We start from the raw sequence: 26499 nt of genomic DNA, 5'->3' as shown, positions 1-26499 counted from the left end.
GCCTGGCTCAGGCAGGAGACTTGTTCCGGAAGAAGACGCGGGCGACGATGTTCAGGATGAGCACGGCCAGGGTGATCAGCAGCGCGCCGCCCCAGGCCAGACGGATCCAGTTGTCGTAGGGGCTCATGGCGAACTGGAAGATCACGACCGGCAGGTTGGCCATGGGCTTGCTCATGTCGGCGTTGAAGAACTGGTTGTTCAGCGCGGTGAACAGCAGCGGCGCGGTTTCCCCGCTGATGCGGGCCACGGCCAGCAGCAGGCCGGTCATCACACCGCTCTTGGCAGCGCGCAGCGTGACCATGGAGGCCACCTTCCAGCGCGGCGCACCGAGTGCGAATGCCGCTTCGCGCAGGCTGCCCGGCACCAGGCGCAGCATGTTCTCGGTGGTGCGCACGATCACGGGCACCGCGATGAGCGAGAGCGCAAGCGTGCCGGCCCAGCCGGAGAAACCACCGACCGTGGCCACCGCGATGGCATAGACGAACAGGCCCAGCACGATGGACGGGGCCGACAGCATGATGTCGGTGACGAAGCGGGTCAGCTCGGCGGTCTTGCTGGTGTCACCGTATTCGGCCAGGTAGACACCGGCGAAGATGCCGATGGGCGTGGCGAACAGCACCGTGGCGCCCACCATCATCAGGCTGCCGACGATGGCGTTGCGCAGACCGCCGCCGTCCGAACCGGGCGCCGGGGTGTCCTGGGTGAACATGTTGAGGTCCAGCGCGGCCAGCCCGTTGGACAGCAGCACGTACAGGATCCACAGCAGCACCGCCAGGCCCAGCACCATGGACCCCATCGACAGGGTCAGTCCGACGGCGTTGGAGAGCTTGCGGCGGCGGTAGAGGGATTGGTTGAAGTCGTTCATGTCACAGCCCCTTGGCCTTCTCGGCGCGCACGATCATCCACTTGGCCAGGGCCAGCACGATGAAGGTGATGACGAACAGCAGGAAGCCCAGCGCGAACAGGGCCGAGATGTGGAAGTCGGCGGCCTCGCCGAACTCGTTGGCCAGGGTCGAGGCGATCGACGTGCCCGGCGAGAACAGCGAGGTGGGCATGCGGTTGGCATTGCCGATCACGAAGGTGACGGCCATGGTCTCGCCCAGGGCGCGGCCGAGGCCGAGCATCACTCCGCCGATCACACCCTTCTGCGTGTAGGGCAACACCACGCGGCGCACCACCTCCCAGGTCGTGCAGCCCAGGCCGTAGGCGGACTCGCGCAGGATCGGCGGCACGATCTCGAACACGTCGCGCATCACGGCGGCCACGAAGGGCAGCACCATGAAGGCCAGCACGATGCCGGCGGCCAGGATGCCCATGCCGTTGGTGGAGCCGCCGAACAGGAAGCCGATCAGGGGCATGCCGCTCATGAGCTTCTGCACCGGCACTTGGACGTAGTCGGCGAACAGCGGCGCGAACACGAACAGGCCGAACATGCCGTAGATGATGGACGGCACGGCCGCCAGCAGCTCGATGGCCGTGCCCAGCGGGCGGCGCAGCCAGGGGGGGCAGGTTTCGGTCAGGAACAGGGCGATGCCGAATGCCAGCGGCACCGCGATCAGCAGCGCGATGCCGGCGCTGGCCAGGGTGCCGACGATGGCGATCGCGGCACCGAATTCTTCGTTGATGATGTCCCACTCGACGTACCAGATGAACCGGGCGCCGAACTTCTGCAGGACGGGCAGTGCATTGATGAACAGCGAGACGATGATGCCCAGCAGGGCGACCAGCACCAGCAGCGAGAACAGCTGCGTGATGCGGTGAAACAAGGCGTCCTGCAACCGCTGCTTGCGCGCGATCGACAGCATGCGGGAATTGGCCGGCACTCCGGCCGCAGTTGGCGACGTCATGGTGATGCCCACGCTCATGATGGGGTCCCCTTCAGGTGCTTTCATACCGTTGAAAGGCCCGGAGACCGGTGCAAAGTGTGCACCAGACACCGGGCCACGAGTGACGGTCTTATTTGGCGACCTGGTTCCAGACCTTGGAGCGGATCTGGGCGGTCAGGGCGTCCGGCAGCGGCACGTAGTCCAGCTCGGTGGCCAGGGTCTTGCCCTTGCTGAAGGCCCAGTCGAAGAACTTCAGGGCTTCGGCCGAGGCGGCTTTGTCTTCCGGGCTCTTGTACATCAGGATGAACGAGGCGGTGGACACGGGCCAGGCGTTGTCGCCCTTGGCGTTGACCATGGAAATGCCCATGCCCGGCACGCTGAACCAGTCGGCGCTGGCGGCGGCAGCGGCGAAGGTCGCGTCGTCGGGACTGACGTACTTGCCGTTGGCGTTCTGCAGCTGCATGAAGTTCATCTTGTTCTTCTTCACGTAGGCGTACTCCACGTAGCCGACCGCGCCCTTGATGCGGTTGACGTTGGCGGCCACGCCCTCGTTGCCCTTGCCACCGACGGACGAAGCGGCCGGCCACTTGACAGCGGCGCCCTTGCCCACGGAATCAGCCCACTCCTTGCTCACGGCGCTGAGGTAGTCGGTCCAGTTGAAGGTGGTGCCCGAACCGTCGGCGCGGTGCACCACGGTGATGTTCTCTTCCGGCAGCTTCTTGCCAGGGTTCAGGGCAGCCAGCTTCGGATCGTTCCACTTGGCGATCTTGCCCATGAACATGTCGGCCAACACCGGGCCGGTCACGCGCAGTTCACCGGGCTGGAAGCCGTCCAGGTTGATCACGGGCACGGTGCCGCCGATGATGGCCGGGAACTGGACCATGCCGTCCTTGTCCAGATCGGCACCGGGCACGGGGGCGTCGGTGGCGCCGAAGGTCACGGTCTTGGCACGGATCTGCTTGATGCCGCCCGACGAACCGATGGACTGGTAGTTCAGGCCGGTCCCGGTTTCCTTCTTGTAGGCCTCGGCCCACTTGGCGTAGACCGGGAACGGGAAGGTGGCGCCCGCGCCGGTGATGTCGGCGGCAAAGGCCGGGGCAATCGCCATGGTGGCCAGGGCGGCGGCGGCGACGGTCTTCAGAAGGGAGCGTTTGGAGATCATTCGGGTCCTCACGGGTTGGTGAAAAGGTTCACAGCCCCGGACTCTAGGCACCCACCGTGACAGCTTTGTGACAAAACGGCGATGTCATATGACAGCCATCAGAACAGGCGGGCCATCTCCTGCACGTCCTCGGCGAACATCTGGCCTTTTTCGGCCACCAGCAGGCGGCCGTCTGCGCCCGCCAGCAGCGTCACCGGCAGTCCCCGCGGTTTGGGAAAGGCCTGGCGCCAAGCCGGGGAGGCCCAGGCGGCCGGAAAACCGTAGCCTTTTTTCTTAAGATACTGCGCCGCGTCGGCGGGCGTGCGGTCGATCGACAGCGCCAGCATCTGCAGGCCGCGTCCCTGCTGGGCTTTCCAGAAGGCATCCATCTCCGGGCTCTGAAGGGCGCAGAAGGGACAGGTGCTGGCCCACCAGTACACCAGCAGCGGCCGGCCGCGCGCCAGCCCGGGGTCGAAACGCCCGCCACCAATGAGGTCCACGGCCGGCACGACCAAGGCGCTGCCCAGCACCGGCAGCGGCGGTGCCTTGGCTTCTTCGGCGGCAGCCGGCGCCGGTTGCGCCCGCAGGTGCGGCACCAGCCCGCTGGTGGCCAGGGCCACCGCGGCGCCAAGCCAGTGGCGGCGGCCGGAAGATGCCTGGAGCGGAGTGGGCGGGCTCATGCGGTTGGGTCCGTAGCTGGAGAAAAGTTGCCAAGAGCGCAGCATACGCAGCCCTGTCCACGGCTTCAAGCGGGCAGGCCGACCCCATGCGTCACAATCGGCGCACTTTCGTCAGCGCCCGCCCCATGCAAAACGGTACCCTGCTCGCCGCCATCGACCTTGGCTCCAACAGCTTCCGACTCGAAATCGGACGCCTCCAGTCGGGCCATATCGAGCGCATCGAGTACCTCAAGGAAACCGTGCGCCAGGGCAACGGCCTGGACGACAACAAGATGCTCAGCCCGGCGGCCATGCAGCGCGGCTGGGACTGCCTGGCGCGCTTTGCCGAACGCCTGCACGGTTTTCGAAAGCAGCAGGTGCGCGCGGTGGCCACCCAGACCCTGCGCGAGGCGCGCAACCGGGACGAGTTTCTGCAGAGGGCGCAGGCCATCCTCGGTTTCGGCATCGAGGTGATCTCCGGCCAGGAAGAGGCGCGGCTGATCTACCAGGGCGTCTCGCACCTGCTGCCACAGTCGGACGAGCGGCGGCTGGTGGTCGACATCGGCGGCCGCTCCACCGAGATGATCATCGGCCAGGGCTACACCGCGAGCCAGATGGAGTCGTACCGCCTGGGCAGCGTGGCCTGGTCCACGCGCTACTTTCCCAAGGGCCAGTTCACCCCCGACGCCTTCCGCACGGCCGAGATCGCCGCCAAGGCGGTGCTCGACCAGGCGCTGGACAGCTTTCCCCCGTCGCTGTGGTCTGTGGCCTACGGTTCCTCGGGCACCGTGGGCGCGGTGGCCGACGTACTGACGGCCAACGGCTGGCCGGCCGATGTGGTCACGCGCGACGGCCTGGACTGGCTGGTGGAGCGGCTGGTCAAGGCTGGCAACGCCGAGCAACTGCGCATGGAAGGCATGAAGGACGACCGGCGGCCGGTGATCGGTGGCGGCGTGAGCGTGCTGCGGGCCGTGTTCGACCTGTTCGGCATCCGGGAGATGATTCCCGCCCAGGGCGCGCTGCGCCATGGCGCTCTCTACGACCTGATCGACCGCGATGCCGGTGGCGGCGACGTGCGCGAGCGCACGGTGCGCTGGCTCAGCGAGCGTTTTTCGGTGGATGCCGCGCAGGCGCAGCGCGTGAGCGCGGTGGCCACCGCCCTCTTCGCGCAGGTGGCCGCCGGCGAGGCCAACGAACGCTTCTCGCAGAAGCTGGCCTGGGCCGCGCGGCTGCACGAGATCGGCACCCACATCTCGCACGAGCGCTCCTACCACCACGGCGCCTACATCCTGGACAACGTGGACGCGCCCGGCTTCTCGTTCCCGGAACTGCACCGCATGAGCCAGCTGGTGCTGGGTCAGCGCGGCAAATTGCGCAAACTGGAAGAGCCCCTGCAGGACGAACTGTTTGCCAAGCAGCTGCTCTGCCTTCGGCTGGCGGTCATTCTGTGCCACGCGCGCCGCCTGCCCGAACACGAAACGCTGAAGCTGGGCTACAAGGCCGGCGCGTTCCGGCTGGTGACGCCGGAGGGATGGGCCCGGCGTTTCCCGCAATCGGCCTGGCTGCTGGGGGAGGAGCTGCTGGCCTGGCAAAAAACCAACTGGAAATTCTCCGCCGACATCCGTTGAAACCGGCACGGCGGCGTGTGCAGCGCGCCACATCGCCACCGGATCAACCGATACCATCGCCCCCCGAAGGGCCTTCGGCGGCCTGCAAAACGAAGAAAAACAATGGCTTTGATCGTGGTGGCGGAAGACGACGCCGGAACAATGCGTCTCATCGAGGCGGCCCTGCACCTGCAGGGGCATGAGGTGCTGACGGCCAACAATGGGCAGTCGGCCTGGATGACGATCCGGCAGTACCGGCCCGACCTCGTCGTCAGCGACATCAACATGCCGGGGGTCAACGGCTTCGACCTGCTCAAGGCGGTCCGCGAACACGGGGTCCTGCAACAGACCCCGTTCATCCTGCTGACCTCGCTGCAGGAGCGGCGCGACATGCGCCAGGGGATGACGCTCGGCGCCGACGACTACCTGACGAAACCCGTGCACCCGCGCGAACTGGTCGATGCGGTGGCGGCGCAGCTCAACCGCAAGGCCATGCGCACCGCGGCGCTGGAGCTGCAGGTCAAGGAGGCCGTGAACGAGGCCCTGGACGAACAGGCCTGGACCTTGCAGGAGCAGTACGAGCAGCGGCTGGCCCACGAACTCAGTGAGCAATGGCCCGGCGAGACCCAGGGCGACCGCGAGGACTTCCACCCGCAGGCCACCGTGCTGTTCGCCGACATCCGCAACGACCGCGAGTGGGCGCAAGCCCTGGAGCCGCAGCAGCTCGCCACCATGCTCAAGCGCTTCTACGAGGGCGGCGGCGACACGGTCCACCTGTTCGGAGCCACCTCGGCACACTTCGTCGGTGACGGGCTGCTGGCGGTGTTCACCGACCGGCCGTCCAAGACCACCGCCCACCAGGGCCTGCGGGCGGTCAAGGCGGCCTTCGGCCTGCGCAAGTCGGCCGCGGCGATGCAGGGCTGGGTGCGCCAACAGTTCCCCGAGCTGGCCTTGCCACGTTTTGAGGCCGGCATCGCCATCCACAGCGGTCCCGTGGCCATGATGCGGCTGGACGGCCTGCTCGGCGGCGCGGCCCAGGTGCTGCCGGTGGGCGAGACCGTCGTCAATGCCCTTGCCATGCAGCGCGCCGCCACCGGTTCGCACGCGGTCACGCTCTCCATTCCCGTGCTGCGCGCGGTGACCGGGGCAGTGCATCCGGTCTCGCGCCACTTCGTCACCCTGCCCCAGTGCCCCGAGCCTCTGGAGGTGTGCGCGGTCGAACCCCTGCCCGCGACCTGAGCCATGGCCGACCGCGACACCCCCGCGCCGGCCGCCCGCCGGCGGCGCCTCTCGGTCGGTCCGGCGCTGATTGCGGCGCTGGTGCTGTCGGCGCTCATACCGGCGGTGCTGGTGTCCTGGCTGCTGTCGTCCAACAGCTCGCAGTCCATCGACACCCTGGCCGAGAACGCGATCAGCCAGGCTGCCCACCGGGTGGACGTGGGCGCGCTGGCCCACCTGGGCGAGTCCCACACTGTGGTCAACGCGCTGGTGCCGCCGGTGCCCACCAGCGGCGCGGAGGCCGAGCGCACGCGCAACTGGCTGCGCGACCCGGCCGCCTTCGAGCTGATGGCCTACGCGCTGACGCAGCAGTCGCCCAATGTGCCCTACCTCTATTTCGGGACCACCGACGGCAGCTTCTTCGGCCTCGAACGCGAGGAAGGTCGGTTCGTGGTGCGCGAAATCCTGCCCGGCGAGCCGGGGCGGCGCCACTACGAGATCAGCGAACCGGGTGACCGCAGCCGCCTGGTCAGAACAGAAGAAACCGTCTACGACCCGCGCAAGCGCCCCTGGTACCAGCTGGCCGCCAGCACCGGCAAGCGCGTGTTCACCGACGTCTACCGCTCGGCGGTCAAGAGCCAGTTCGACCTGACGCTGGCGCAGCCGATCTTCGACGCCGACGGCCGCACGCTGCTGGGCGTGATGGCGGTGGACATGAGCCTGGCGCGCCTGACCGAGCTGATCCGCAGCACGCGCATCAGCGAGCACGCGGTGACCTACCTGGTCGACGGCCAGGGCCGCATGGTGGCGTCTTCGGTGGACGAAGAGCTCAGCGAGCTGGTCAACGGCCGCCACCAGCGCATCACACCGCTGCAAAGCCGCGAGCCGCTGGTGCGCGAGTCCTACGCGCAGCTGTTCGCCGCCGACCGCCAAGGCTCGCGGCGCCAGCCCGGCCTGGTCCGGCTGGAGACCGAACGCGACTGGCTGCAGCGCCTGGGCCTGACCAGCAACCGCCTGATCGCGCTGCAGCGGCCCTTCGGGGCCAAGTACCAGCTGGACTGGCAACTGGTGGTGGTGGCGCCGGAAGAGGACTTCACCGCGCAAGTGCTCCAGGCCCGCCAGTGGGCGCTGCTGGCCATGGCCGCGCTCATCGGTGTCGGCGCCCTGGCGGCCTTCCTGGTCGCCCGGCGCCTGTCGGCCCAGTTCCAGCTGCTCAACAAGTCCGCCACCCAGCTCGGCTCCGGCCAGGTGCCGGCGGTGCTGGACAAGGCCCCGTTCAAGGAAGTCCACCACCTCTCGCGCGTGATGCACGACAGCGCGCTCAAGCTGCACGCCTACAACCGGGCCATCAAGCGCAAGAACAAGGCGCTGCGCGACGCCACCCTGCTGCTGGAGGAGCGCGTGCGCCTGCGCACCGCCGAGCTCGCCACCTCGCGCGAGGAAGCGCTGGCCGCCGTGCGGGCGAAGGCGGGCTTTCTGGCGGTGATGAGCCACGAGATCCGCACACCGCTCAACGGGGTGGTCGGCATGAGCCAGCTGCTGACCGACACCGGACTGACGCCGTCGCAGAAGGAGCTGCTGGGCGTGCTCAAGGTCTCCAGCGAGCAGTTGCTGGCCGTGGTCGACGACATCCTGGACTTCTCCAAGATCGAGTCGGGCAAGCTGGCCCTGGAACACCTGCCGATGGACCTGCACGCCGCGATCCAGGGCGTGTGCGACATCTCGCGGCTGCGCTGCCAGGAAAAGGGGCTGGCGCTGCGCGTCGACCTGCGCCCGGACGTGCCGCGGGCCATCGTCAGCGACATCACCCGCCTGCGCCAGGTGCTGCTCAACCTGCTGTCCAACGCGGTGAAGTTCACCCACCACGGCGAGGTCTGCCTGCGGGTCTGGGTCGAGCAGGCAGGCGATCCGCTGACCCTGGGCTTCAGCGTCAGCGACACCGGCGTCGGCATCTCGCCGCAGCGGCTGGGCGAGCTGTTCCAACCCTTCTCGCAGGGCGACACCTCCACCGCTCGCGTCTACGGCGGCACCGGCCTGGGCCTGATGATCTGCCGCCACCTGGTCGAGCGCATGGGCGGCCGCATCCAGGTGCACAGCCAGACCGGCGTGGGCTCGACCTTCTCGTTCACCGTCCAGGCCCGCCCCGCGCGGGCCGAGGACATCGTGGCGCCGCTGGTGCCCACGCTGCAGCTGGCGCGCAGCCCGCACCGGTTGCTGGTCGTGGACGACAACCTGACCAACCTCAAGGTCGCCTCCGCCATGTTGCACCGGCTGGGCTACCCGCACGACCTGCGCGACAACGGCCTGCGCGCGGTCGAAGCGGTGGAGCAGGCGCTGCGCGAGCACCGGCCCTACGCCCTGGTGCTGATGGACAGCCACATGCCCGAGATGGACGGCGCCGCGACCACGCGCCAGATGCGCGAGCGCCTCGGGCCGGCCGCACCGATCGTGCTGGGCGTGTCCGCATCGAGCCTTCCCAACGACCGCATCCGCTGCCTGGAGGCGGGCATGTCCGACTACCTGGCCAAGCCGCTGGAACTGCACGCCCTGGGCCAGGCCTTGCAGCGCTGGATCGACCACACGCCGGCCGGCTCCGACACCGGCCACGGCGTCGCAGACAGCGCCCCGGCCCGGCTCGCAGCGCCCTGGATCAACATCGAGCGCTGGACCATGCTGGGCGAGTTCGACAACGGCGCGGGCAAGGTCCGCGGCGCCATCGTGCAGGACTTCCTGGCCGAGCTGGACACGCGCATGGACGACATCCGCCGGGCCATGGCCGCGCGCGACCACGAAGCGCTGGGCAATGCCGCGCACCAGCTCAAGGGCGCTGCGCTCAACACCTGCGCCGCGCGGCTGGCGCAGGTGTGTGAGGCGCTGGAAGCGCGCTCCCACGCCGAAGACCCGGCGGTGTTTGCCAATGACGGACAGCTCGAACAGGTGGTGCAGGGCACGCGCGAGGCCCTGGCCCGCGCCTGAGGCGGCCGGCCTCCTGCGGTCAGACCAGTTCCGGCGTCTGCACCGCCACGATCACGGTCTGCATGCGGCCGTTGCGCTCGCGCTGGCGCAGCCACCAGACCGAGCCCTTGCGCATGGTGCACTCGCCCTCGGGCAGGTTCAGCAGCTGGGCGATCACCTGGCCCAGCGTCGGCTGGTGCCCGATCACGAGCACCGGGCCGCGGCCCTCGGGCCAACCGGCCAGCGCCAGCACGGCGGCCGGGTCGGCCCCGGGCAGCAATTCATCGCGCACACGCAGCTTGCGGCCCAGCGCATGGGCGGTCTGGCGGGCGCGTTCGGCGGGACTCACATACACCTTGGCGCCGTCCGGCAGCTGCCGGTCGAGCCAGGCGGCCATGCGGCTGGCCTGCTTCTCACCGCGCGGCGTCAGGCGCCGCTCCAGGTCCAGCGGGTCGCCCTGCCCGCCCTGTTCGCCATAGGGGTGGTCCTGGGCTTCGGCGTGGCGCCAGAGGATGAGGTCCATGGTGTCACTCCTGGGAACGGTGGCCGTAGCGGGCCATCAGCGCCGACTGGGCCGACAGGCCCGGACCGTCGACGCTGTCGCTGGCTCGGGTGTAGTCGCCGTCCGGCTGCAGCAGCCAGGCGTCGCGCGTGTCGTGCAGGTAGGCCGACAGGCACTCGTCCTTGACGCGCTGGCGCAGCGCCGGGTCGGTCACCGGCCACGCCAGTTCGACCCGGCGCAGCATGTTGCGGTTCATCCAGTCGGCGCTGGAGAGCCAGAGTTCCTCTTCGTCGTCGACGCGGAAGTAGAACACCCGCGAATGCTCCAGCAGGCGACCGATCACCGAGCGCACGCGCACCCGGTCGGTCACGCCCGGCACCTGCGCCGGCAGGATGCAGGCACCGCGCACGATCAGGTCGATCGAGGCGCCGCGCTGTGACGCGAGGGCCAGCGCACGGGCCATGGGTTCGTCGGTCAGGGCGTTCATTTTGAGGATGATGCGCGATTCCCGGCCCGACTGGGCCGCCAACCCTGCCCGTTCGACCCGCTCCAGCATGGCCTTGTGCAGCTGGAAGGGCGCGATCAGCGCACTCTGCAGGCGCGGCAGGCGGCTCTGGCTGGCCAGGTGCAGGAACACCTGTTCCATGTCCGCGGTGAGGGCCTGGTCCGCGGTGAGGTAGCTCAGGTCGGTGTACAGGCGCGCCGTGCCGGGGTTGTAGTTGCCGGTGGACAGGTGGCCGTAGCGCCGCAGCACCCCGCCCTCGCGGCGCGTGACCAGCAGCATCTTGGCGTGCGTCTTGAGGCCCACCACACCGTAGACCACCTGGGCGCCAACCGACTCCAGGCGCTCTGCGTAATTGATGTTGGCCTCTTCGTCGAAGCGCGCCTTGAGCTCGACCACCGCCGTCACTTCCTTGCCGCGCCGCACGGCTTCGCGCAGCAGCTCGATCATCTCGGCCTTGTGGCCGGTGCGGTAGATGGTCTGCTTGATGGCCAGCACGTCCGGGTCGTCCACCGCCTCCCGCAGGAAGGCCAGCACCGCGTCGAAGCTTTCGTAGGGCTGGTGGATCAGCACGTCGCCCTGCTGCAGCCGCTCGAAGAACGACTGGCCCAGCTGCAGCTGGACCGGCCATCCGGGCGTGTGCTGCTCGAACCGCAGCATCGGATGGTCGACCTGGTCGATCAGCTGGTTCAGGCGCACCAGGTTCACCGGCCCGGGCACGCGGAACAGCGCCTGCGGCGGCAGGGCAAACTGCTCCAGCAGGAAACCCGAAAGGAACTCTGAGCAGCCGGCCGAAACTTCCAGTCGCAGCGCCTCGCCATAGTGGCGGTGCTGCAGGCCCACGCGCAGGGCGGTGCGCAGGTTCTTCACCTCTTCCTCGTCGACCGCGAGGTCGGAGTGCCGGGTGACGCGGAACTGCGAGAACTCCGTCACCTGCCGGCCCGGAAACAGGTCGGACAGGTGGGAGCGGATCAGGCTGGAGATGGACACGAAGACCGCTTTCTTCGAACCCTTGGGGCCGGGCATGCGCACGTAGCGCGGCAGCACGCGCGGCACCTTGACGATGGCAATCTCGTTTTCGCGCCCGAAGGCGTCGCGGCCCTTGAGGCGCACGATGAAGTTCAGCGACTTGTTGGCCACCTGCGGAAACGGGTGCGCCGGGTCGAGGCCCACTGGCATCAGCAGCGGCTGCACCTCGCGCTCGAACCAGGCCTTGACCCAGCGCCGCTGGGCCGCGTCGCGCTCGCCGTGCGAGACCAGTTCGATGCCCTGCTTCTGCAGCAGCGGCAGCAGCTCGTCGTTGTAGATCGCGTACTGCTGCGCCACCAGCTCATGCAGCTGGGCGCTCAGGCGCACGTAGCCGTCGGCGGTCTGCGCGCCGCGCGGTTCGTTGGACTTGAAGGCCGCCAGCTGCGGCGCCATGCGCACCTCGAAAAACTCGTCGAGGTTGCTGGAGACGATGCACAGGTAGCGCAGGCGCTCCAGCAGCGGCACCTGCTCGCGCCGCGCCCAGTCCAGCACGCGCTCGTTGAAAGCCAGGATGCTGTGGTCCCGGTCGAGAAGGGTCAGGCTGGGGCTGGGGGTGGGCGGGTTCATCGGTGACGATTATTCGACCGTCCGATGACGGTTGTGTGACAAGACGGCCGTCGCTGATCGGGCAGCCGCACCAGATGGGAGAGGAACAGTGCGGCCACCCGCTCCCAGCCGAAATCCTGTGCGCGCCGCCGGGCGAGGTGACGGCGCACCCGCAGCGCCTGCGACCAGGCCTGGCGCAGGTCGGTGTGCATCGCGCCAGCCGGCGAGTCGCCGATCACCTCCAGCGGACCGTCGACGGGAAAGGCGGCCACGGGCAGGCCGCTGGCCATGGCTTCGAGCATGACCAGTCCGAAGGTCTCGTGCAGGCTGGGGAACACGAACACGTCGGCCGCGGCGTACACCTCGGCCAGCTCACGCCGCGCCAGCAACCCCACCCAGTGCACGCCGGGGTAGCGGTCGCGCAGCGCCTGCTCCAGCGGCCCGACGCCACACACCACCTTGCTGCCCGGGACGTCCAGGTCCAGAAAGGCCTGGATGTTTTTTTCGTGCGAGAGACGGCCGACGAACAGACTCACGGGCCGCGCCAGATGACCCAGCCCCGCGCATTCGCGCGGTTCGGCATGGAAGCTGAACAGCCGGGTGTCCACACCATGCGTCCAGTCGCGGAGATTGCCAAAGCCGCGCTGCTCCAGCAGGTGGCGCACCCCGGCGGTCGGCACCATCACCCCTCGGCTGGGCCGGTGGAAGCGCCGCAGCAGCGCGTAGCCCCAGGTCAGCGGCACGCCCAGGGTCAACTGCAGCATCTCGGGAAAGCGGGTGTGGAAGGCGGTGGTGAAGGGCCAGCCGTGGCGCAGGCAATGGCGACGCGCCGCCCAGCCCAGCGGGCCTTCGGTGGCGATGTGGATGGCGTCGGGCATGGCCTCGTCCATCAGCCGGCGCAGCCGCGCCCCCGGGAACAGCGCCAGCTCGATGCCCGGGTAGCCCGGGCAGGGCCGGGTGCGGAACTGCCCGGGATGGATCACCGTCACCAGATGGCCGGCGCCCTGCAGGTGGCGGACCAGTTCCACCAGCGTGGTGACCACGCCATTGACCTGCGGCTGCCAGGCGTCGGTCACCAGCAGGATTTTCATGCGGGAGCAAGGACTCCCGGGTGGGCTTGTGGTTCCTTCAGCGGCAGGGTCAGGCCGCCGTGCCCCATCGGGTGCCAGTGCACCAGCTCCAGCCGGCCATCGCGGTGTTCGACCAGGGCCGAGAGGCTCTCGACCCAGTCGCCGTCGTTGGCATACAGCGTGCCGTCGATGACGCGCATCTCGGGCCGGTGGATGTGGCCGCAGACCACGCCGTGGTAGCCGCGCTCGCGCGCCTCGGCCGCCACGGCGCGCTCGAAGTCGTTCACGTGGCTGACCGCGCGCTTGACCTTGTGCTTGAGGTACTGCGAGAGCGACCAGTACGGCAGGCCCAGCTTGTGGCGGATTCGGTTGAAGTGGCGGTTGAGCTCGAGCGTCACACCGTAAGCCCAGTCGCCCACATGGGCCAGCCACTTGGCGCACTGGATCACGCCGTCGAAGTGGTCGCCGTGGACCACCCAGAGGTGGCGGCCGTCGGCGGTGGTGTGCACCGCCTCGTTGGCCACCTCGATGCCGCCGAAGTGCATGCCGTCGAACTGGCGCGCGAACTCGTCGTGGTTGCCCGGCACGAACACCACCCGGCAGCCTTTGCGCGCGCGGCGCAGCAGCTTCTGCACCACGTCGTTGTGCGACTGCGGCCAGAACCAGCGCCGCCGCATCTGCCAGCCGTCGACGATGTCGCCCACCAGGTACAGCGTGTCGCTGGGGTGGTGCTTGAGAAAGTCGAGCAGCGCGTCAGCCTGACAACCCGGTGTGCCCAGATGAATGTCCGAAATGAACACAGCCCGCAACGACGGCGCAGCCGGAGCAGCGCCCTCATCCAGTGGAGCCGTGGAACCGGCTATGCCGGGCCACAGGCTCCGCCCCCCTGGGGGGGTGACGCCGAAGGCGGCGCGAGGGGGTGCCATGTTCACACCCCGAAGTGGCGCCGGTACCGCGCCGGCATCTCGGCGATGCGCATGATCATCGGCAGGTCGGCCGCGTTGAAATCCGGGTCCCAGGCCGGCGGGCCCATGACCTTGGCACCCAGGCGCAGATAGCCCTTGATCAGCGCCGGCGGCTCCACCTCCAGCGTGCTGTCCAGCCGTTCCACCGGCAGCGGCAGCCGGGGCCGCACGTGGCAGTCGATCGGGGCCATGTGCTTGTCCTTCACCTGGCGCCAGATGCTGGCCGCCGCGTGGCCGCCGCCGATCATGCCGTGAGGGCCCTCGTACTGCATGGGGATGCTGGCGCAGCCGATCATGGTGTCCAGCCGGTTGCGCTGCATGAAGGCCGCCAGCGCGCCCCACAGGGCCATGATCACGCCGCCCTGGCGGTGGTCGCGGTGCACGCAGCTGCGGCCCAGCTCCACCATGCTCTCGCGCAGCGGGCGCAGGCGCACCAAGTCGAACTCGGTGTCGCTGTAGGTGCTGCCGGCGCGCTTGGCCTGCTGGGGCGTGAGCACGCGGTAGGTACCGATCACCTTGCGCGTGGCACCGTCGCGGACCAGCAGGTGCTCGCAATAGTCGTCGAACAGGTCGACGTCGTGGCCCGGCACGGCGTTGGAGAGGATGGCCCCCATCTCGCCGGCGAACACCTCGTACCTCAGGCGCTGCGCCTCACGAACCTCGTCCAGGTGCCGCGCCCAGCCGACGTCGATGCCGGCCGGTGCCTGGACCACCGCACCGGGGACCACCACCGCAGCGGGCGCGTCCGTGCGGGGGTGAAGTGACCTCCGGAAGTCGGGCAGCGGCGACAGGTCCAGCGTCGGGGTGGGCAGTTCTCGCATGGTGGGCTCCTGGGTGAGGATGGCGTCCACAGCGGACGCAGGATGGATGGTTCGGTTGCTCATGGCCACGATGCTCCCTCCTCGGCATGTCCCTCGCGTGGCATGCCGATGAAACTTTTTTGACGGCGCACCACGGCGCCGCGAACCGCCACACAAACGTCATCAAACTTTCACACCCCCCGCAGAGACTCCACGCGTTTTCCATCAACCCACGCGGAAGCGACATGAGCCACAAAACCGAATCGCACTTCAACAACGAGGCGTCGAACACCACCAGCAACCCGGCCTTCGAAGAGATCCTGGAAACCCGCCTGAGCCGCCGCAGCCTGTTCCGCGGCGCGGGGCTGGCGGGTGCGGCCGTGGGCGCTGCGTCCGTCACCGGCTGCGCCACCACCATGGGCAGCGGCAGCGCCACCCAGCTCGACCGCCTGGGCTTCAAGGCCGTGCCCAAGAGCACCGCCGACAAGGTGCTGGTGCCCGAGGGCTACACCGCCCAGGTGATCTACGCGCTGGGCGACCCGCTGGCCGCGGGCGTGGCCCCGTTCAAGAACGACGGCACCGACACCCAGTTCGAACAGCGCGCCGGTGACCACCACGACGGCATGGAGTGGTTCGGGCTGGACGCCTCGGGCAAACCCTCGGCCGGCTACAACAGCCGCGGCATCCTGGGCGTGAACCACGAAGCCACCACCGACGAGAAGCTGGCCTCCTTCTTCATCCACGCCAACGGCGGCACCGCCACCCTGCCCCGCCCCGCCGCCGAGATCGACAAGGAGCTGGCCATTCACGGCCTGTCCTTCGTCGAGGTGCAGACCGACGGCAAGCGCTGGGCCTACAAGGCCGCCTCGCCGTTCAACCGCCGCATCACCACCATGACGCCGGCCGTCGTCCACGGCCCGGCCCGTGGCAGCGAGCACCTGGTCACCAAGTACAGCGCCGACGCCACCGCCTGCCGCGGCACCCTCAACAACTGCGGCACCGGCAAGACGCCCTGGGGCACCTTCGTCAGCGGTGAAGAAAACTGGTTCGGCTACTTCTTCCGCGACGCCAAGGACGACGACGCGCGCAAGAAGGACAAGCAGGTCCAGGCGCTCAAGCGCTACGGCCGCAACGCCGGCGCCGCCAGCCGCCACGGCTGGGAGAGCGGTGGCAGCGACGACCGCTTCGCGCGCTGGAACAACAGCGCCATCGGCGCCTCGGCCAAGGACGACTACCGCAACGAGATGAACACCTTCGGCTATGTGGTCGAGGTGGACGCTTACGACACCGCCGCCCCGATGCGCAAGCGCACCGGCCTGGGCCGTTTTGCCCACGAGAGCGTGGCCTTCGCCAGGCCGGTGGCCGGACAGCCCATCGTGGCCTACATGGGCGACGACGCCCGTGGCGAGTACATCTACAAGTTCGTCTCCGAGGCCAAGTGGGACCCGAAGGACGCCGAGCCGGCCAACCGCCTGGCCGCCGGTGACAAGTACCTGGACAAGGGCACCCTGTACGCCGCCCGCTTCAAGGGCGACGGCACCGGCCAGTGGCTGGAACTGTCGATGAACAACCCGCAGATCGCCAACAGCTCCTACTTCGAGTTCAAGAGCAATGCCGACGTGGCCATCTTCACCCGCCTGGCCGCCGACGCGGTGGGCGCCACCAAGATGGACCGCCCGGAATGGAACGGCGTGCACCCGCGCACCGGCGACGTCTACTTCACGCTGACCAACAACAGCGCCCGCACCGTGGCCACCGCCGACGCCGCCAACCCGCGCGTCTACACCGACCTCAAGGCCGGCAAGGAGCAGAAGGGCAACGTGCATGGCCATATCGCGCGCCTGGCCGACGCCTCGCCCGCCGGCCTGACGTTCAAGTGGGACATCTATGTGTTCGGCTCGGAAGCCGATGCCGACAAGGCCAGCGTGAACCTGTCGAACCTGACCGACGAGAACGACATGTCCTCGCCCGACGGCCTGGTGTTCAGCCCGGCCACCGGCATCTGCTGGATCCAGACCGACGACGGCGCCTACACCGACAAGACCAACTGCATGATGCTGGCCGCCATCCCCGGCAAGCAGGGCGACGGCGGTGCCCGCACCATCAAGCATGGCGACAAGGAAGTCACCACCTACGTGGGCAAGACCCCGACGCCGTCCACGCTGGCACGCTTCCTCGTCGGCCCCAAGGACTGCGAGATCACCGGCTGGTGCGAGACCGCCGACGGCCGTGCGGTGTTCATCAACATCCAGCACCCGGGCGAAGGCACCAAGATGGCCGACGTGGCCGATCCGTCCAAATACACCAGCCAGTGGCCTGCCAACGCCGGCTACGGCGCCGGCCAGCGCCCGCGCTCGGCCACCATCGTCATCACCAAGAACGATGGCGGCGTGATCGGCAGCTGATGGGCGGCAGCATGAACGGCGACACGGCGCTCCGGACAGACCAGCAGATCGCGCAGCTGCGCGAGGACCTGCTCGACTCGCTGGACGAGGAGTTCGAGCTGGAGATGGAGGACCGCCTGGGCGAGGACGCTGGGCGACCCGGCTCAAACGCGTCCAGCCGCATCCACTACTTCCGCGAGCTGTTCCGGCTGCAGGGTGAGCTGGTCAAGCTGCAGGACTGGGTGGTCGCGACCGGGCACCGGGTCGTGATCATCTTCGAGGGCCGCGACGCCGCGGGCAAGGGCGGCGTGATCAAGCGCATCACCCAGCGGCTGAACCCGCGGGTCTGCCGCGTGGTCGCGCTGCCCGCGCCCAACGACCGCGAGCGCACGCAGTGGTACTTCCAGCGCTACGTGACGCACCTCCCGGCCGGCGGCGAGATCGTGCTGCTGGACCGCAGCTGGTACAACCGCGCCGGCGTCGAGAAGGTCATGGGCTTCTGCAGCGACGAGCAGTACGAGGCCTTCTTCCGCGACGTGCCCGAGTTCGAGAAGATGCTGGTGCGCAACGGCATCCAGCTCATCAAGTACTGGTTCTCGATCTCCGACGAAGAGCAGCACCTGCGCTTCATGGGCCGCATCCACGACCCGCTCAAGCAGTGGAAGCTCAGCCCGATGGACCTGGAATCGCGCCGCCGCTGGGAGCTCTACACCAAGGCCAAGGAGGTGATGCTGGAGCGCACCCACATCCCCGAGTCGCCCTGGTGGGTGGTGCAGGCCGACGACAAGAAGAAGGCTCGTCTGAACTGCATCCACCACCTGCTGGGCCAGATGCCCTACCACGAGATTGAGCGCCCGGCCATCGTGCTGCCCCAGCGCGAGCGCCACGAGGACTACAAGCGCCAGGCGGTGCCGGCCGACATGATGGTCCCGACGGTGTACTGACCACCGCACACGCCGCGACCAGCGGCGTGTTTTCATTCCTACATTTCAACTATCATTGAAATATGGAAACAAAAACACCCGCCGAGCAACAGGCCCTGAGCGCCCTCACCGCCCTGTCCCAGGTCGTGCGTCTGCGCGCCTTCCGCGAGCTGGTGGTGGCCGGCCCGGCGGGCCTGACGCCGGGCGCCATCGCCGAGCGCCTGGGTGTCGCGCCCAGTTCGCTGTCGTTCCATCTCAAGGAACTGGTGCACGCCGATCTGGTGAGCGCCGAACCGCAGGGCCGCCACCTGATCTACCGCGCCCACTTCGACCGCATGAACGCCCTGCTGGGTTACCTGACCGAACACTGCTGCGGCGGACAGCCCTGCGAGGTGGCGCCTTCGGCCTGCACCGACTGCGGAGACCCGGCATGAACCTCGCCGACGCGCTGAACCTCGGCTGCGCCTGCCAGACGCTGGACACGCCCCGCCTGCGCGAGCAGCTGGAGACCGAACCCGCGCTGGCCGGACTGACCGCCCGCCTGGCCGAGAGCCACCCGCACCTGTTCTCGCGCTCGGCGGTGTTCCTCGACGCGAGCGTGATGGACCAGATCACCGACGCGGTGGCGGCGCTGGAACGCGTGATCGCCCTGCCCGCCTGGCGGCAGCAGGCGCTGGACCGCGCGCCGCAGATCGCCGCCCTGGACCATGGCCCCGCCGGTGTCTTCATGGGCTATGACTTCCACCTCGCCGACGACGGGCCGCGCCTGATCGAAATCAACAGCAACGCCGGCGGCGCCTTGCTCAACGCCGCCCTGGCACGCGCGCACCGCGCCTGCTGCGAGTCGTTCCAGCAGGTGTTCGACCCGCAGGACACCCTGCGGCAACTGGACGAGGTCTTTGTGGACATGTTCCGCGCCGAATGGCGGGCGCAGCGCGGTGAGGCACCGCTGCGCACGGTGCTGATCGTGGACGATGCGCCCGACGCGCAGTACCTGGCGCCCGAGTTCCAGATGGCGCGCGCGCTCTTCGCCGCGCACGGCCTGACCGCCGTAGTCGCCGACCCGCGCGAGCTCCAGTGGCGCGATGGCGCGCTCTGGCACCCCGCCCTGCCCGCCGGCACGCCGGTCGACCTGGTCTACAACCGCCTGACCGACTTCTACCTGCAGGACGGCGCGCACAAGGCACTGCAGCAGGCCTACCTGGCCGGCGCCGCCGTGGTCACGCCGCACCCGCGCACCCACGCGCTGTACGCCGACAAACGCAACCTGATCGCCCTGTCCGATGCGGCACTGCTCGACAGCTGGGGCGTGGACGAAGCGGACCGTGCCCTGCTGCGCCGGGTCGTGCCCGCCACGCAGCGCGTCACGACCGAACACGCCGAGGCGCTCTGGGCGCAGCGGCGCACGCTGTTCTTCAAACCCGCGGCCGGCTTCGGTGCCCGCGCGGCCTACCGCGGCGACAAGCTCACCCGGCGCGTGTGGGACGAGATCCTGGCCGGCGACTACGTCGCCCAGACCACCGTGCCACCCAGCGAACGGCTGGTCTCGGTGGACGGCCAGACCGTCCGGCTCAAGCTGGACCTGCGCGCCTACACCTACCGCGGCCAGGTGCAGCTGCTGGCCGCGCGCACCTGGGCCGGCCAGACCACCAACTTCCGCACCGAGGGCGGCGGTTTCTCGCCCGTGGTGGTGCTGCCCCGAGCCCTCTGACACTCCATCGACTCCTCCACCATGAACGTCCTCTTTCTCTGCACCCACAACTCCGCCCGCTCCATCCTGGCCGAAGCCGCGCTCAACCACCTCGGCCGTGTCGGCGGCGAGCAGCGCTTCCGCGGCTTTTCCGCCGGCAGCAGCCCGCGCGAGAACCAGCAGCCCAACCCGCTGGCCCTGCGCGCACTGCAGGACGCGGGCATCGCCACCGAGGGTCTCTCCAGCAAGAGCTGGGATGTTTTCGCGCAGCCCGACGCGCCGGCCATGGACCTCGTCATCACAGTCTGTGACAACGCCGCCGGCGAGGCCTGCCCGTTCTGGCCCGGCCAGCCGGCCACCGCCCACTGGGGCTACCCCGACCCGTCGAACGTGACGGGTTCCGATGAAGAACGCCTGGACGCCTTCAAGCAGACCCTGCTGGCGATCCGCCGCCGGCTCGAGTTGCTGATCAGCCTGCCGGCCAGCGGCGTGGACCGGTTGCGCCTCCAGCAGACCGCGCGCGAGCTGGCGCAGAAAGGCTGACCACCATGGGACTGTTTGAACGCTACCTCAGCGTCTGGGTCGGCCTGGGCATCCTCGCCGGGGTCGGCCTGGGCCTGCTCACGCCCGCCACCTTCGCCGCCATCGCCGCCGTCGAGTTCGCGCACGTCAACCTGATCGTCGCTGTGCTCATCTGGGTGATGATCTATCCGATGATGATCCAGATCGACTTCGCCGCCGTGCGCGACGTCGGCAAGAAGCCCCAGGGCCTGCTGCTCACCGTGGTCATCAACTGGCTCATCAAGCCCTTCACCATGGCGGCACTGGGCGTGCTGTTCTTCCGTCATCTGTTCGCCGGCTGGGTCGATCCGCAATCGGCCAGCGAGTACATCGCCGGCATGATCCTGCTGGGTGTGGCGCCCTGCACCGCCATGGTGTTCGTGTGGAGCCAGCTCACCAAGGGCGACCCCAACTACACCCTGGTGCAGGTGTCGGTGAACGACCTGATCATGGTGGTCGCCTTCGCGCCCATCGCCGCCTTCCTGCTGGGCGTGACCGACCTCACCGTGCCGTGGCAGACCCTGCTGCTGTCCACCGTGCTGTATGTGGTGCTGCCCCTCGTGGCCGGCGTGCTGACGCGGCGCGCGTGGCTGGCGCGCGGTGGCGAGGCGGCCGTGGGCGCTTTCGTGAAGCGGCTCAAGCCATGGTCGGTGGTCGGGCTGATCGCCACCGTGGTACTGCTGTTCGGCTTCCAGGCCGAAACCATCGTCGCCCAACCGGCGGTGATCGGCCTGATCGCCATCCCGCTGCTGATACAGACCTACGGCATCTTTGCCATCGGTTGCCTGGGGGCGCGCTGGCTGAAACTGCCGCACGACATCGCCGCGCCGGCCTGCCTGATCGGCACCTCCAACTTCTTCGAGCTGGCGGTCGCGGTGGCGATTTCCCTCTTCGGCCTGCACTCGGGCGCGGCCCTGGCCACCGTGGTGGGCGTGCTGGTGGAGGTGCCGGTGATGCTGTCGCTGGTGGCGTTCCTGAACCGCCGTCAGCGTGGCCCGGCGCCTCTGGGCGCCACCCCCTCGCACTGACACCGCTCACTACAATCGTCCGCAGCGAAGCGGTCGTCCCCACAGGGGCTCCGCCATGCTGCACCGATCACGCATCAAGGAGTTCCCATGTCCTCTTCACGGCTGGCCCTGACCCTGGGCACTGCAACCCTCGTGCTGATGGGCTGCTCCAGCATCTCGCTGGAACAGCCCGCCCCCAAGGCGGATGCCGCGGACGGCAACGTGCGGGTCGTGCGCTCCTATGACAACAGTTTCGACGGCGAAGTCCGCGGCACGCCCGCACCCGAGAGCCGCTTCGCCAAGGTGAAGATCGGCATGGAGCTGGAGCAGGTCTACAAGCTGATCGGTGAACCCGACCAGCTCTACAACCACACCACCGGCAAGAACTGGATTCCCTTCTACTTCGGCGCCGACGGCCAGCGCATCGTCACCCACTACCGCGGCGAAGGCTGCCTGACCTACAGCGCGGGCGGCGTGTTCAACGGCAAAAAGCAGCTGCTGCGCATGGACGTCGACGCCGCCGGCCAGTGCTACAAACCCTGATGTCCAGCGCTTCATCCGACGGTCTGCCCGCAGCCCCGCTGCCCCTGCTGGTCCACCCCAGCGAACGGGGGCCTGCGGGCATGAGCGTCTCGGTGTCGCTGGCCCCGGTGGGCTCCGACGACGGGCCGGGCTGGCTGCTGCGCTACCGGCTGGAGGGCGACATCGGCGCGCTGGCCCTTCCGTCTCCCGCCGCGGGCGCCGCCGACGGGCTCTGGCGCCACACCTGCCTGGAGGCCTTCGTGCAGGACGGCGACGGGCCTGGTTACCACGAGTTCAACCTTTCACCGTCGGGGCAGTGGGCGGTCTACCGCTTCGACGCCGAGCGCCAGCGCCTGCCCGGCGATGCGCCGCCGGCCGTTGGCCCCACCATCACCACCGAACGCGCCCACCGGTCGCTGGTGCTGCAGGCCTGGCTGCCGGGCACCCTGCTGCCCGCACGACCGACCGCCATCGGCCTGACCGCCGTGATCGAAACCGTCGATGGCGAGCTCAGCCACTGGGCGCTGCAGCACCCGAGCGCCGACCGGCCCGACTTCCACCACAGTGCCGGCTGGACCCACCGTCTGGCCTAGCCTCCGTCTCCTCCCGCCCTCCGTCCGCATGAAATTCGGCCTCGAACGATTCCTTGAAGACCCCGCGCTGCGCGCCCCGCTGGCCGGCCGCCGCGTCGCCCTGCTCGCCCACCCGGCCTCGGTCACGCGCGACCTGACCCATTCGCTCGACGCCCTGGCCGCCTTGCCCGACGTGAAGCTGACCGCCGCCTTTGGCCCGCAACACGGCCTGCGCGGCGACAAGCAGGACAACATGGTCGAGTCGCCCGATTTCACCGACCCGGCGCTGGGCATCCCGGTGTTCAGCCTGTACGGCGAGGTGCGGCGCCCGACCGACGCCATGATGGACACGTTCGACGTGCTGCTGGTGGACCTGCAGGACCTGGGCTGCCGCATCTACACCTTCATCACCACGCTGCGCTACGTGCTCGAAGCAGCGGCGCAACACCGCAAGACGGTCTGGGTGCTGGATCGTCCCAACCCCGCCGGCCGCCCGGTGGAAGGCACGCTGCTGCGCGAAGGCTGGGAGAGCTTCGTCGGCGCCGGCCCGATGCCGATGCGCCACGGCATGACCATGGGCGAGCTCGGCCACTGGTTCATCGACCTGCTCAAGCTCGACGTGGAGTACCGCGTCATCACCATGGAGGGGTGGCAGCCCGACAAAGGCCCAGGCTTTGGCTGGCCGCTCGAACGAACCTGGGTCAACCCCAGCCCCAACGCCGCCAACCTCTGGATGGCGCGCGCCTACGCCGGCACCGTGATGCTCGAAGGCACCACGCTGAGCGAAGGCCGCGGCACCACGCGCCCGCTGGAGCTCTTCGGCGCGCCGGACCTCGACACCACCCGCCTGCTGGCCGACATGCGCCGCATCGCCCCCCAGTGGCTGGCCGGCTGCCGGTTGCGCGAATGCTGGTTCGAGCCGACCTTCCACAAACACGTGGGCAAACTCTGTGCCGGCGTGCAGATCCACGTCGAGGACCCGCAGCACCACGACCACGCCGCCTTCCGCCCCTGGCGCCTGCAGGCCCTGGCCTTCAAGGCCGTGCGCGAGCAGGCCTTCGACTACCCGCTCTGGCGCGATTTCCCCTACGAATACGAGCGCGACCGCCTGGCCATCGACCTGATCAACGGAGGGCCGGCGCTGCGCGAATGGGTGGACGACATGAACGCCACGGCGGGTGACCTGGAAGCAGTCGCGGCGCCCGACGAGGCGGCCTGGATCGAAACCCGCCGCCCGTTCCTGCTCTACTGAGCCGTCACAGCCACTTCTGCATGAAGCTGGCCGTGCCCATCGCCGGGTCCAGCTGGTAGCCCTCGTAGCCGATGCGCCGGTAGAGCTTCACCGCCGGCTCATTGCCCGAGAGCACCTCCAGCGTCATCTTCACCGCGCCACGCTCCACGGCAATGCGCTCGGCCTCGGCCAGCATCGCCTCGGCGATGCCGCGGCCCCGGTGGCTGGCCAGCACGGCCACGTCGTGCACGTTGACCAGCGGCTTGCACTTGAACGAGGAAAACCCCTCGATGCAGTTGACCAGGCCCACCGGCTGCTCGCCGTCGAAGGCCAGCACGCTGTAGGCCTGCGGGCGGGCAGCGAGTTCACGGGCCAGATTGGCCTTGACGAAGTCGGACAGCGGATCACCGCCGCCCGCCGGGTCGCTGGCGTACGCGTCCAGCAACATCACCAGCGCGGCGGCATCGGAAGCACGACCGTAGTCGGCTCGGCGCACGGAAAACGCGGCCGCCATCAGAGCGCCTTCACCGCGGACACCAGCCGTTCGGCACAGGCCTGGGCCTGTGCGGCATCGCGCGCCTCGACCATCACCCGCAGCAGCGGCTCGGTGCCGCTGGCGCGGATCAGCACGCGCCCCGTGTCGCCGAGTTCGGCCTCGACCGCTTTCGTCTCCTCGGCCAGCATCGCATTGTTTTTCCAGTCTTCCTGGCCGGGCTGCAGCCGCACATTGATCAGCGTCTGCGGGAACAGCGTCACATCGGCCAGCAGCTGCGCCATGGTCTGGCCACTGCCGGCGCAGGCCTGCAGCACCTGCAGAGCGGACACCAGGCCGTCGCCGGTGGTGTGTTTGTCGAGCACCAGCAGGTGGCCCGAGCCCTCTCCACCCAGGATCCATCCGTGGCTCTCGAGCTCCTCAAGCACGTAGCGGTCACCGACCCTCGCGCGCACGAACTTCACACCCTTGTTGCGGAACGCCATCTCGACCGCCATGTTGGTCATCAGCGTGCCGACCACGCCGGGCACGTCGAAGTCGCGCGCGATGCGGTCGGCCGTGATCAGGTACAGCAGCTCATCGCCGTTGAACAGGCGCCCGCTGGCGTCCACCAGCTGCAGCCGGTCGGCGTCGCCGTCCAGCGCCACGCCGTAGTCGGCGCCGGTCGCCTGCACCGCGGCCACCAGCGCCTGCGGGTGGGTCGCGCCCACCTCGTGGTTGATGTTCAGGCCGTCGGGCGCGCAGCCGATGCGCACCACCTCCGCACCCAGCTCGTGGAACACGGCGGGTGCGATCTGGTAAGCCGCGCCGTGGGCGGCGTCCACCACGATCTTCAGGCCCTTGAGCGTCAGGTCGTTGGGAAAGGTGCTCTTGCAGAACTCGATGTAGCGGCCGGCCGCGTCGTCCATGCGGCGCGCCTTGCCCAGGTTGCGCGAGTCGGCCCAGACCGGGTCTTTCTCCAGCTCGGCCTCCACAGCCTGCTCCCACTCGTCAGACAGCTTGTTGCCCTGGGCGCTGAAGAACTTGATGCCGTTGTCGCCAAACGGGTTGTGGCTGGCGGAGATAACCACCCCCAGGCTGGCACGCTGAGCGCGGGTCAGGTAGGCCACCGCCGGCGTGGGCACCGGGCCCAGCAGCACCACGTCGACCCCCGCCGAGTTGAAGCCCGACTCCAGCGCCGACTCCAGCATGTAGCCGGAGATGCGGGTGTCCTTGCCGATCAGCACCGTGGGGTGCTCCTCGCTGCGCCGGAGCACGCGCCCTACGGCGTGGGCCAGCTTGAGAACGAAGTCGGGAGTGATCGGGGCCTGACCGACCGTGCCACGGATGCCGTCGGTGCCGAAGTATTTGCGCGTCATGCGCGGGATTTTAGGCGGCAGGACCGAGCGCTCAGGTGCGGGAGAGGACCGGCGCCTCGATCGCGGGCGAAGACGTGTCCTGGGCGCTGGACCAGGCGTATGGAACGTTCTGGGTTGTGGGCGCTTCAGCGGTCCGACTTCGATCCATGGCAATCGCTTCGTTCCAGTGGCTTTGCTCGGAGCGGCCCAGCGCCGTGCCGACATCAAATTCCCGCAGCGGCGCATGGGTCTGTCGCATGGCGATGGTGCTGCCATCCTTGCTGAGGTGAAAGGATTGAACGTCGCCCTGCCCCACATGTCGCGTGTGTTCCTTGGCCGCGGCGGCGGCAAGCGTGCTGACCTGCCGATCGCTCAACCCGAGCATGCCCAGCCGCTCCCCCAACGCTTCCTTGAATTGCTCCGCGGTCTGGCGTTGCTCAGGAGACGCGTCGTTCTCGCTCAGCAAGTGTTGCAACAGACTCCGATTCGCAGGAGGCGGGTTCGTTGTTTCCGAGTTGAGCGGGCTGCCCGGCACGGGCGCCGTGATCTGCTGGATGTCCACCTTGTTGTGACCGGGCTTGAGCCGTCCATCGAAATGGGATTCGATGGGGCCCCGGTACTCAGGCGTCACCACAGTGCCGTCGTGCACCGCAACCTGCGGTCGGTGGATTTCAAAGCCGGCGTGCTTCAGGGCACCCCAGGTGAAGTCGACGCAGCTGTTGGAGGCGCCGTTGTACTCGCCTTTGAAGTAGCGCCAATCTTCCTTCACCGCAGCCTCTCCGTACTGCTTGAGCCGGGCGTACTGCTCGGGGGTGACTTCCATGGTGCGGGAGTAGGCTGGGTTTTGGTACGCCCTGGAATCCGTGTCGTATCCCTTTCCCGGACCGCTGGATGCGACGTGCTCCTTCGGTGCAAACCCGTAGCTGTTCTTGATCTCCCCATCAGAAATTTGGTACCAC

At 68.7% G+C, this 26499-nt stretch carries 24 protein-coding genes; 12 read left to right on the top strand and 12 right to left on the bottom strand.

The window, feature by feature from the left end; all coding sequences use genetic code 11:
- Positions 1-7: 7 nt before the first annotated feature.
- The 4 genes from pstA to RCO38_RS08050 all read right to left on the bottom strand — a co-directional run bounded on the left by pstA (position 8) and on the right by RCO38_RS08050 (position 3647).
- A complete protein-coding gene (gene pstA, locus RCO38_RS08065; RefSeq protein WP_308327779.1) occupies positions 8-865 on the bottom strand; it encodes a phosphate ABC transporter permease PstA in 858 nt (285 codons plus the stop codon).
- A 1-nt stretch (position 866) separates the two neighbouring features.
- Complete coding sequence (gene pstC, locus RCO38_RS08060; protein ID WP_308328073.1) at positions 867-1865, bottom strand: phosphate ABC transporter permease subunit PstC; 999 nt, start codon at positions 1863-1865, stop codon at positions 867-869.
- A gap of 91 nt (positions 1866-1956) precedes the next feature.
- Entirely contained in the window at positions 1957-2988 is a 1032-nt protein-coding gene (gene pstS, locus RCO38_RS08055) for a phosphate ABC transporter substrate-binding protein PstS (RefSeq protein WP_308327778.1), read from the bottom strand.
- A 98-nt stretch (positions 2989-3086) separates the two neighbouring features.
- Positions 3087-3647, bottom strand: coding sequence for a TlpA disulfide reductase family protein (locus tag RCO38_RS08050; RefSeq protein ID WP_308327777.1), 561 nt, complete (start codon positions 3645-3647; stop codon positions 3087-3089).
- Positions 3648-3772: 125 nt separating this feature from the next.
- On the opposite strand from RCO38_RS08050, the gene ppx reads away from it, so the two are divergent.
- The 3 genes from ppx to RCO38_RS08035 all read left to right on the top strand — a co-directional run bounded on the left by ppx (position 3773) and on the right by RCO38_RS08035 (position 9427).
- Positions 3773-5254 carry an exopolyphosphatase gene (gene ppx, locus RCO38_RS08045; RefSeq protein ID WP_308327776.1) on the top strand — a complete coding sequence of 494 codons (1482 nt, stop codon included), beginning with the start codon at positions 3773-3775 and terminating at the stop codon, positions 5252-5254.
- 102 nt (positions 5255-5356) lie between these two features.
- A complete protein-coding gene (locus tag RCO38_RS08040) occupies positions 5357-6472 on the top strand; it encodes a response regulator (protein WP_308327775.1) in 1116 nt (371 codons plus the stop codon).
- Positions 6473-6475: 3 nt separating this feature from the next.
- Positions 6476-9427 carry a hybrid sensor histidine kinase/response regulator gene (locus RCO38_RS08035; protein ID WP_308327774.1) on the top strand — a complete coding sequence of 984 codons (2952 nt, stop codon included), beginning with the start codon at positions 6476-6478 and terminating at the stop codon, positions 9425-9427.
- A 19-nt stretch (positions 9428-9446) separates the two neighbouring features.
- Here RCO38_RS08035 and RCO38_RS08030 read toward each other — a convergent pair whose 3' ends face one another.
- The 5 genes from RCO38_RS08030 to RCO38_RS08010 are packed head-to-tail and all read right to left on the bottom strand — an operon-like array spanning position 9447 to position 14841.
- Complete coding sequence (locus tag RCO38_RS08030) at positions 9447-9929, bottom strand: SixA phosphatase family protein (protein WP_308327773.1); 483 nt, start codon at positions 9927-9929, stop codon at positions 9447-9449.
- A gap of 4 nt (positions 9930-9933) precedes the next feature.
- Positions 9934-12006: a polyphosphate kinase 1 gene (gene ppk1, locus RCO38_RS08025; protein ID WP_308327772.1), complete on the bottom strand. Its 2073-nt coding sequence runs from the start codon at positions 12004-12006 to the stop codon at positions 9934-9936.
- A complete protein-coding gene (locus RCO38_RS08020) occupies positions 12003-13076 on the bottom strand; it encodes a glycosyltransferase family 4 protein (protein WP_308327771.1) in 1074 nt (357 codons plus the stop codon). The genes ppk1 and RCO38_RS08020 overlap by 4 nt, the downstream gene beginning before the upstream one ends.
- Positions 13073-13981 (bottom strand): UDP-2,3-diacylglucosamine diphosphatase, encoded by a 909-nt coding sequence (locus RCO38_RS08015; RefSeq protein WP_308327770.1) that lies wholly within the window; start codon positions 13979-13981, stop codon positions 13073-13075. Before RCO38_RS08015 ends, RCO38_RS08020 begins: the two co-directional genes overlap by 4 nt.
- 2 nt (positions 13982-13983) lie before the next feature.
- Entirely contained in the window at positions 13984-14841 is an 858-nt protein-coding gene (locus RCO38_RS08010; RefSeq protein ID WP_308328072.1) for a GNAT family N-acetyltransferase, read from the bottom strand.
- 224 nt (positions 14842-15065) lie between these two features.
- Between RCO38_RS08010 and RCO38_RS08005 the strand changes: the two genes are divergently transcribed.
- The 9 genes from RCO38_RS08005 (at position 15066) to RCO38_RS07965 (ending at position 23731) form a co-directional block, all read left to right on the top strand.
- The gene (locus tag RCO38_RS08005) at positions 15066-17225 is read left to right on the top strand and encodes a PhoX family protein (RefSeq protein WP_308327769.1); all 2160 of its coding nucleotides are present in this window, start codon (positions 15066-15068) and stop codon (positions 17223-17225) included.
- Positions 17226-17236: 11 nt separating this feature from the next.
- Complete coding sequence (gene ppk2 / locus RCO38_RS08000; RefSeq protein ID WP_308327768.1) at positions 17237-18148, top strand: polyphosphate kinase 2; 912 nt, start codon at positions 17237-17239, stop codon at positions 18146-18148.
- 62 nt (positions 18149-18210) lie between these two features.
- The gene (locus RCO38_RS07995) at positions 18211-18561 is read left to right on the top strand and encodes an ArsR/SmtB family transcription factor (protein WP_308327767.1); all 351 of its coding nucleotides are present in this window, start codon (positions 18211-18213) and stop codon (positions 18559-18561) included.
- Positions 18558-19838, top strand: coding sequence for a hypothetical protein (locus tag RCO38_RS07990; protein WP_308327766.1), 1281 nt, complete (start codon positions 18558-18560; stop codon positions 19836-19838). Before RCO38_RS07995 ends, RCO38_RS07990 begins: the two co-directional genes overlap by 4 nt.
- 21 nt (positions 19839-19859) lie before the next feature.
- Entirely contained in the window at positions 19860-20360 is a 501-nt protein-coding gene (locus tag RCO38_RS07985) for an arsenate reductase ArsC (protein WP_308327765.1), read from the top strand.
- Positions 20361-20365: 5 nt separating this feature from the next.
- Positions 20366-21406 (top strand): ACR3 family arsenite efflux transporter, encoded by a 1041-nt coding sequence (gene arsB / locus RCO38_RS07980; protein ID WP_308327764.1) that lies wholly within the window; start codon positions 20366-20368, stop codon positions 21404-21406.
- A gap of 87 nt (positions 21407-21493) precedes the next feature.
- The gene (locus RCO38_RS07975; RefSeq protein WP_308327763.1) at positions 21494-21928 is read left to right on the top strand and encodes a hypothetical protein; all 435 of its coding nucleotides are present in this window, start codon (positions 21494-21496) and stop codon (positions 21926-21928) included.
- Complete coding sequence (locus RCO38_RS07970) at positions 21928-22500, top strand: DOMON-like domain-containing protein (protein WP_308327762.1); 573 nt, start codon at positions 21928-21930, stop codon at positions 22498-22500. The genes RCO38_RS07975 and RCO38_RS07970 overlap by 1 nt, the downstream gene beginning before the upstream one ends.
- Positions 22501-22528: 28 nt before the next feature.
- A complete protein-coding gene (locus RCO38_RS07965; RefSeq protein WP_308327761.1) occupies positions 22529-23731 on the top strand; it encodes an exo-beta-N-acetylmuramidase NamZ family protein in 1203 nt (400 codons plus the stop codon).
- A gap of 4 nt (positions 23732-23735) precedes the next feature.
- On the opposite strand, the gene RCO38_RS07960 is transcribed toward RCO38_RS07965, so the two are convergent.
- From RCO38_RS07960 to RCO38_RS07950, 3 genes are read right to left on the bottom strand one after another with little or no spacing between them, the layout of a single operon-like run.
- A complete protein-coding gene (locus RCO38_RS07960; RefSeq protein ID WP_308327760.1) occupies positions 23736-24224 on the bottom strand; it encodes a GNAT family N-acetyltransferase in 489 nt (162 codons plus the stop codon).
- Positions 24224-25561 carry a phosphoglucosamine mutase gene (gene glmM, locus RCO38_RS07955; protein ID WP_308327759.1) on the bottom strand — a complete coding sequence of 446 codons (1338 nt, stop codon included), beginning with the start codon at positions 25559-25561 and terminating at the stop codon, positions 24224-24226. Before glmM ends, RCO38_RS07960 begins: the two co-directional genes overlap by 1 nt.
- Before the next feature lie 31 nt (positions 25562-25592).
- Positions 25593-26363 carry a hypothetical protein gene (locus RCO38_RS07950; protein ID WP_308327758.1) on the bottom strand — a complete coding sequence of 257 codons (771 nt, stop codon included), beginning with the start codon at positions 26361-26363 and terminating at the stop codon, positions 25593-25595.
- Between the last annotated feature and the right edge of the window lie 136 nt (positions 26364-26499).

Source organism: Hydrogenophaga pseudoflava (assembly GCF_031020795.1).
GTDB lineage: Bacteria > Pseudomonadota > Gammaproteobacteria > Burkholderiales > Burkholderiaceae_C > Hydrogenophaga > Hydrogenophaga pseudoflava_A.
This window is presented reverse-complemented; position numbering and strand designations above follow the sequence as displayed.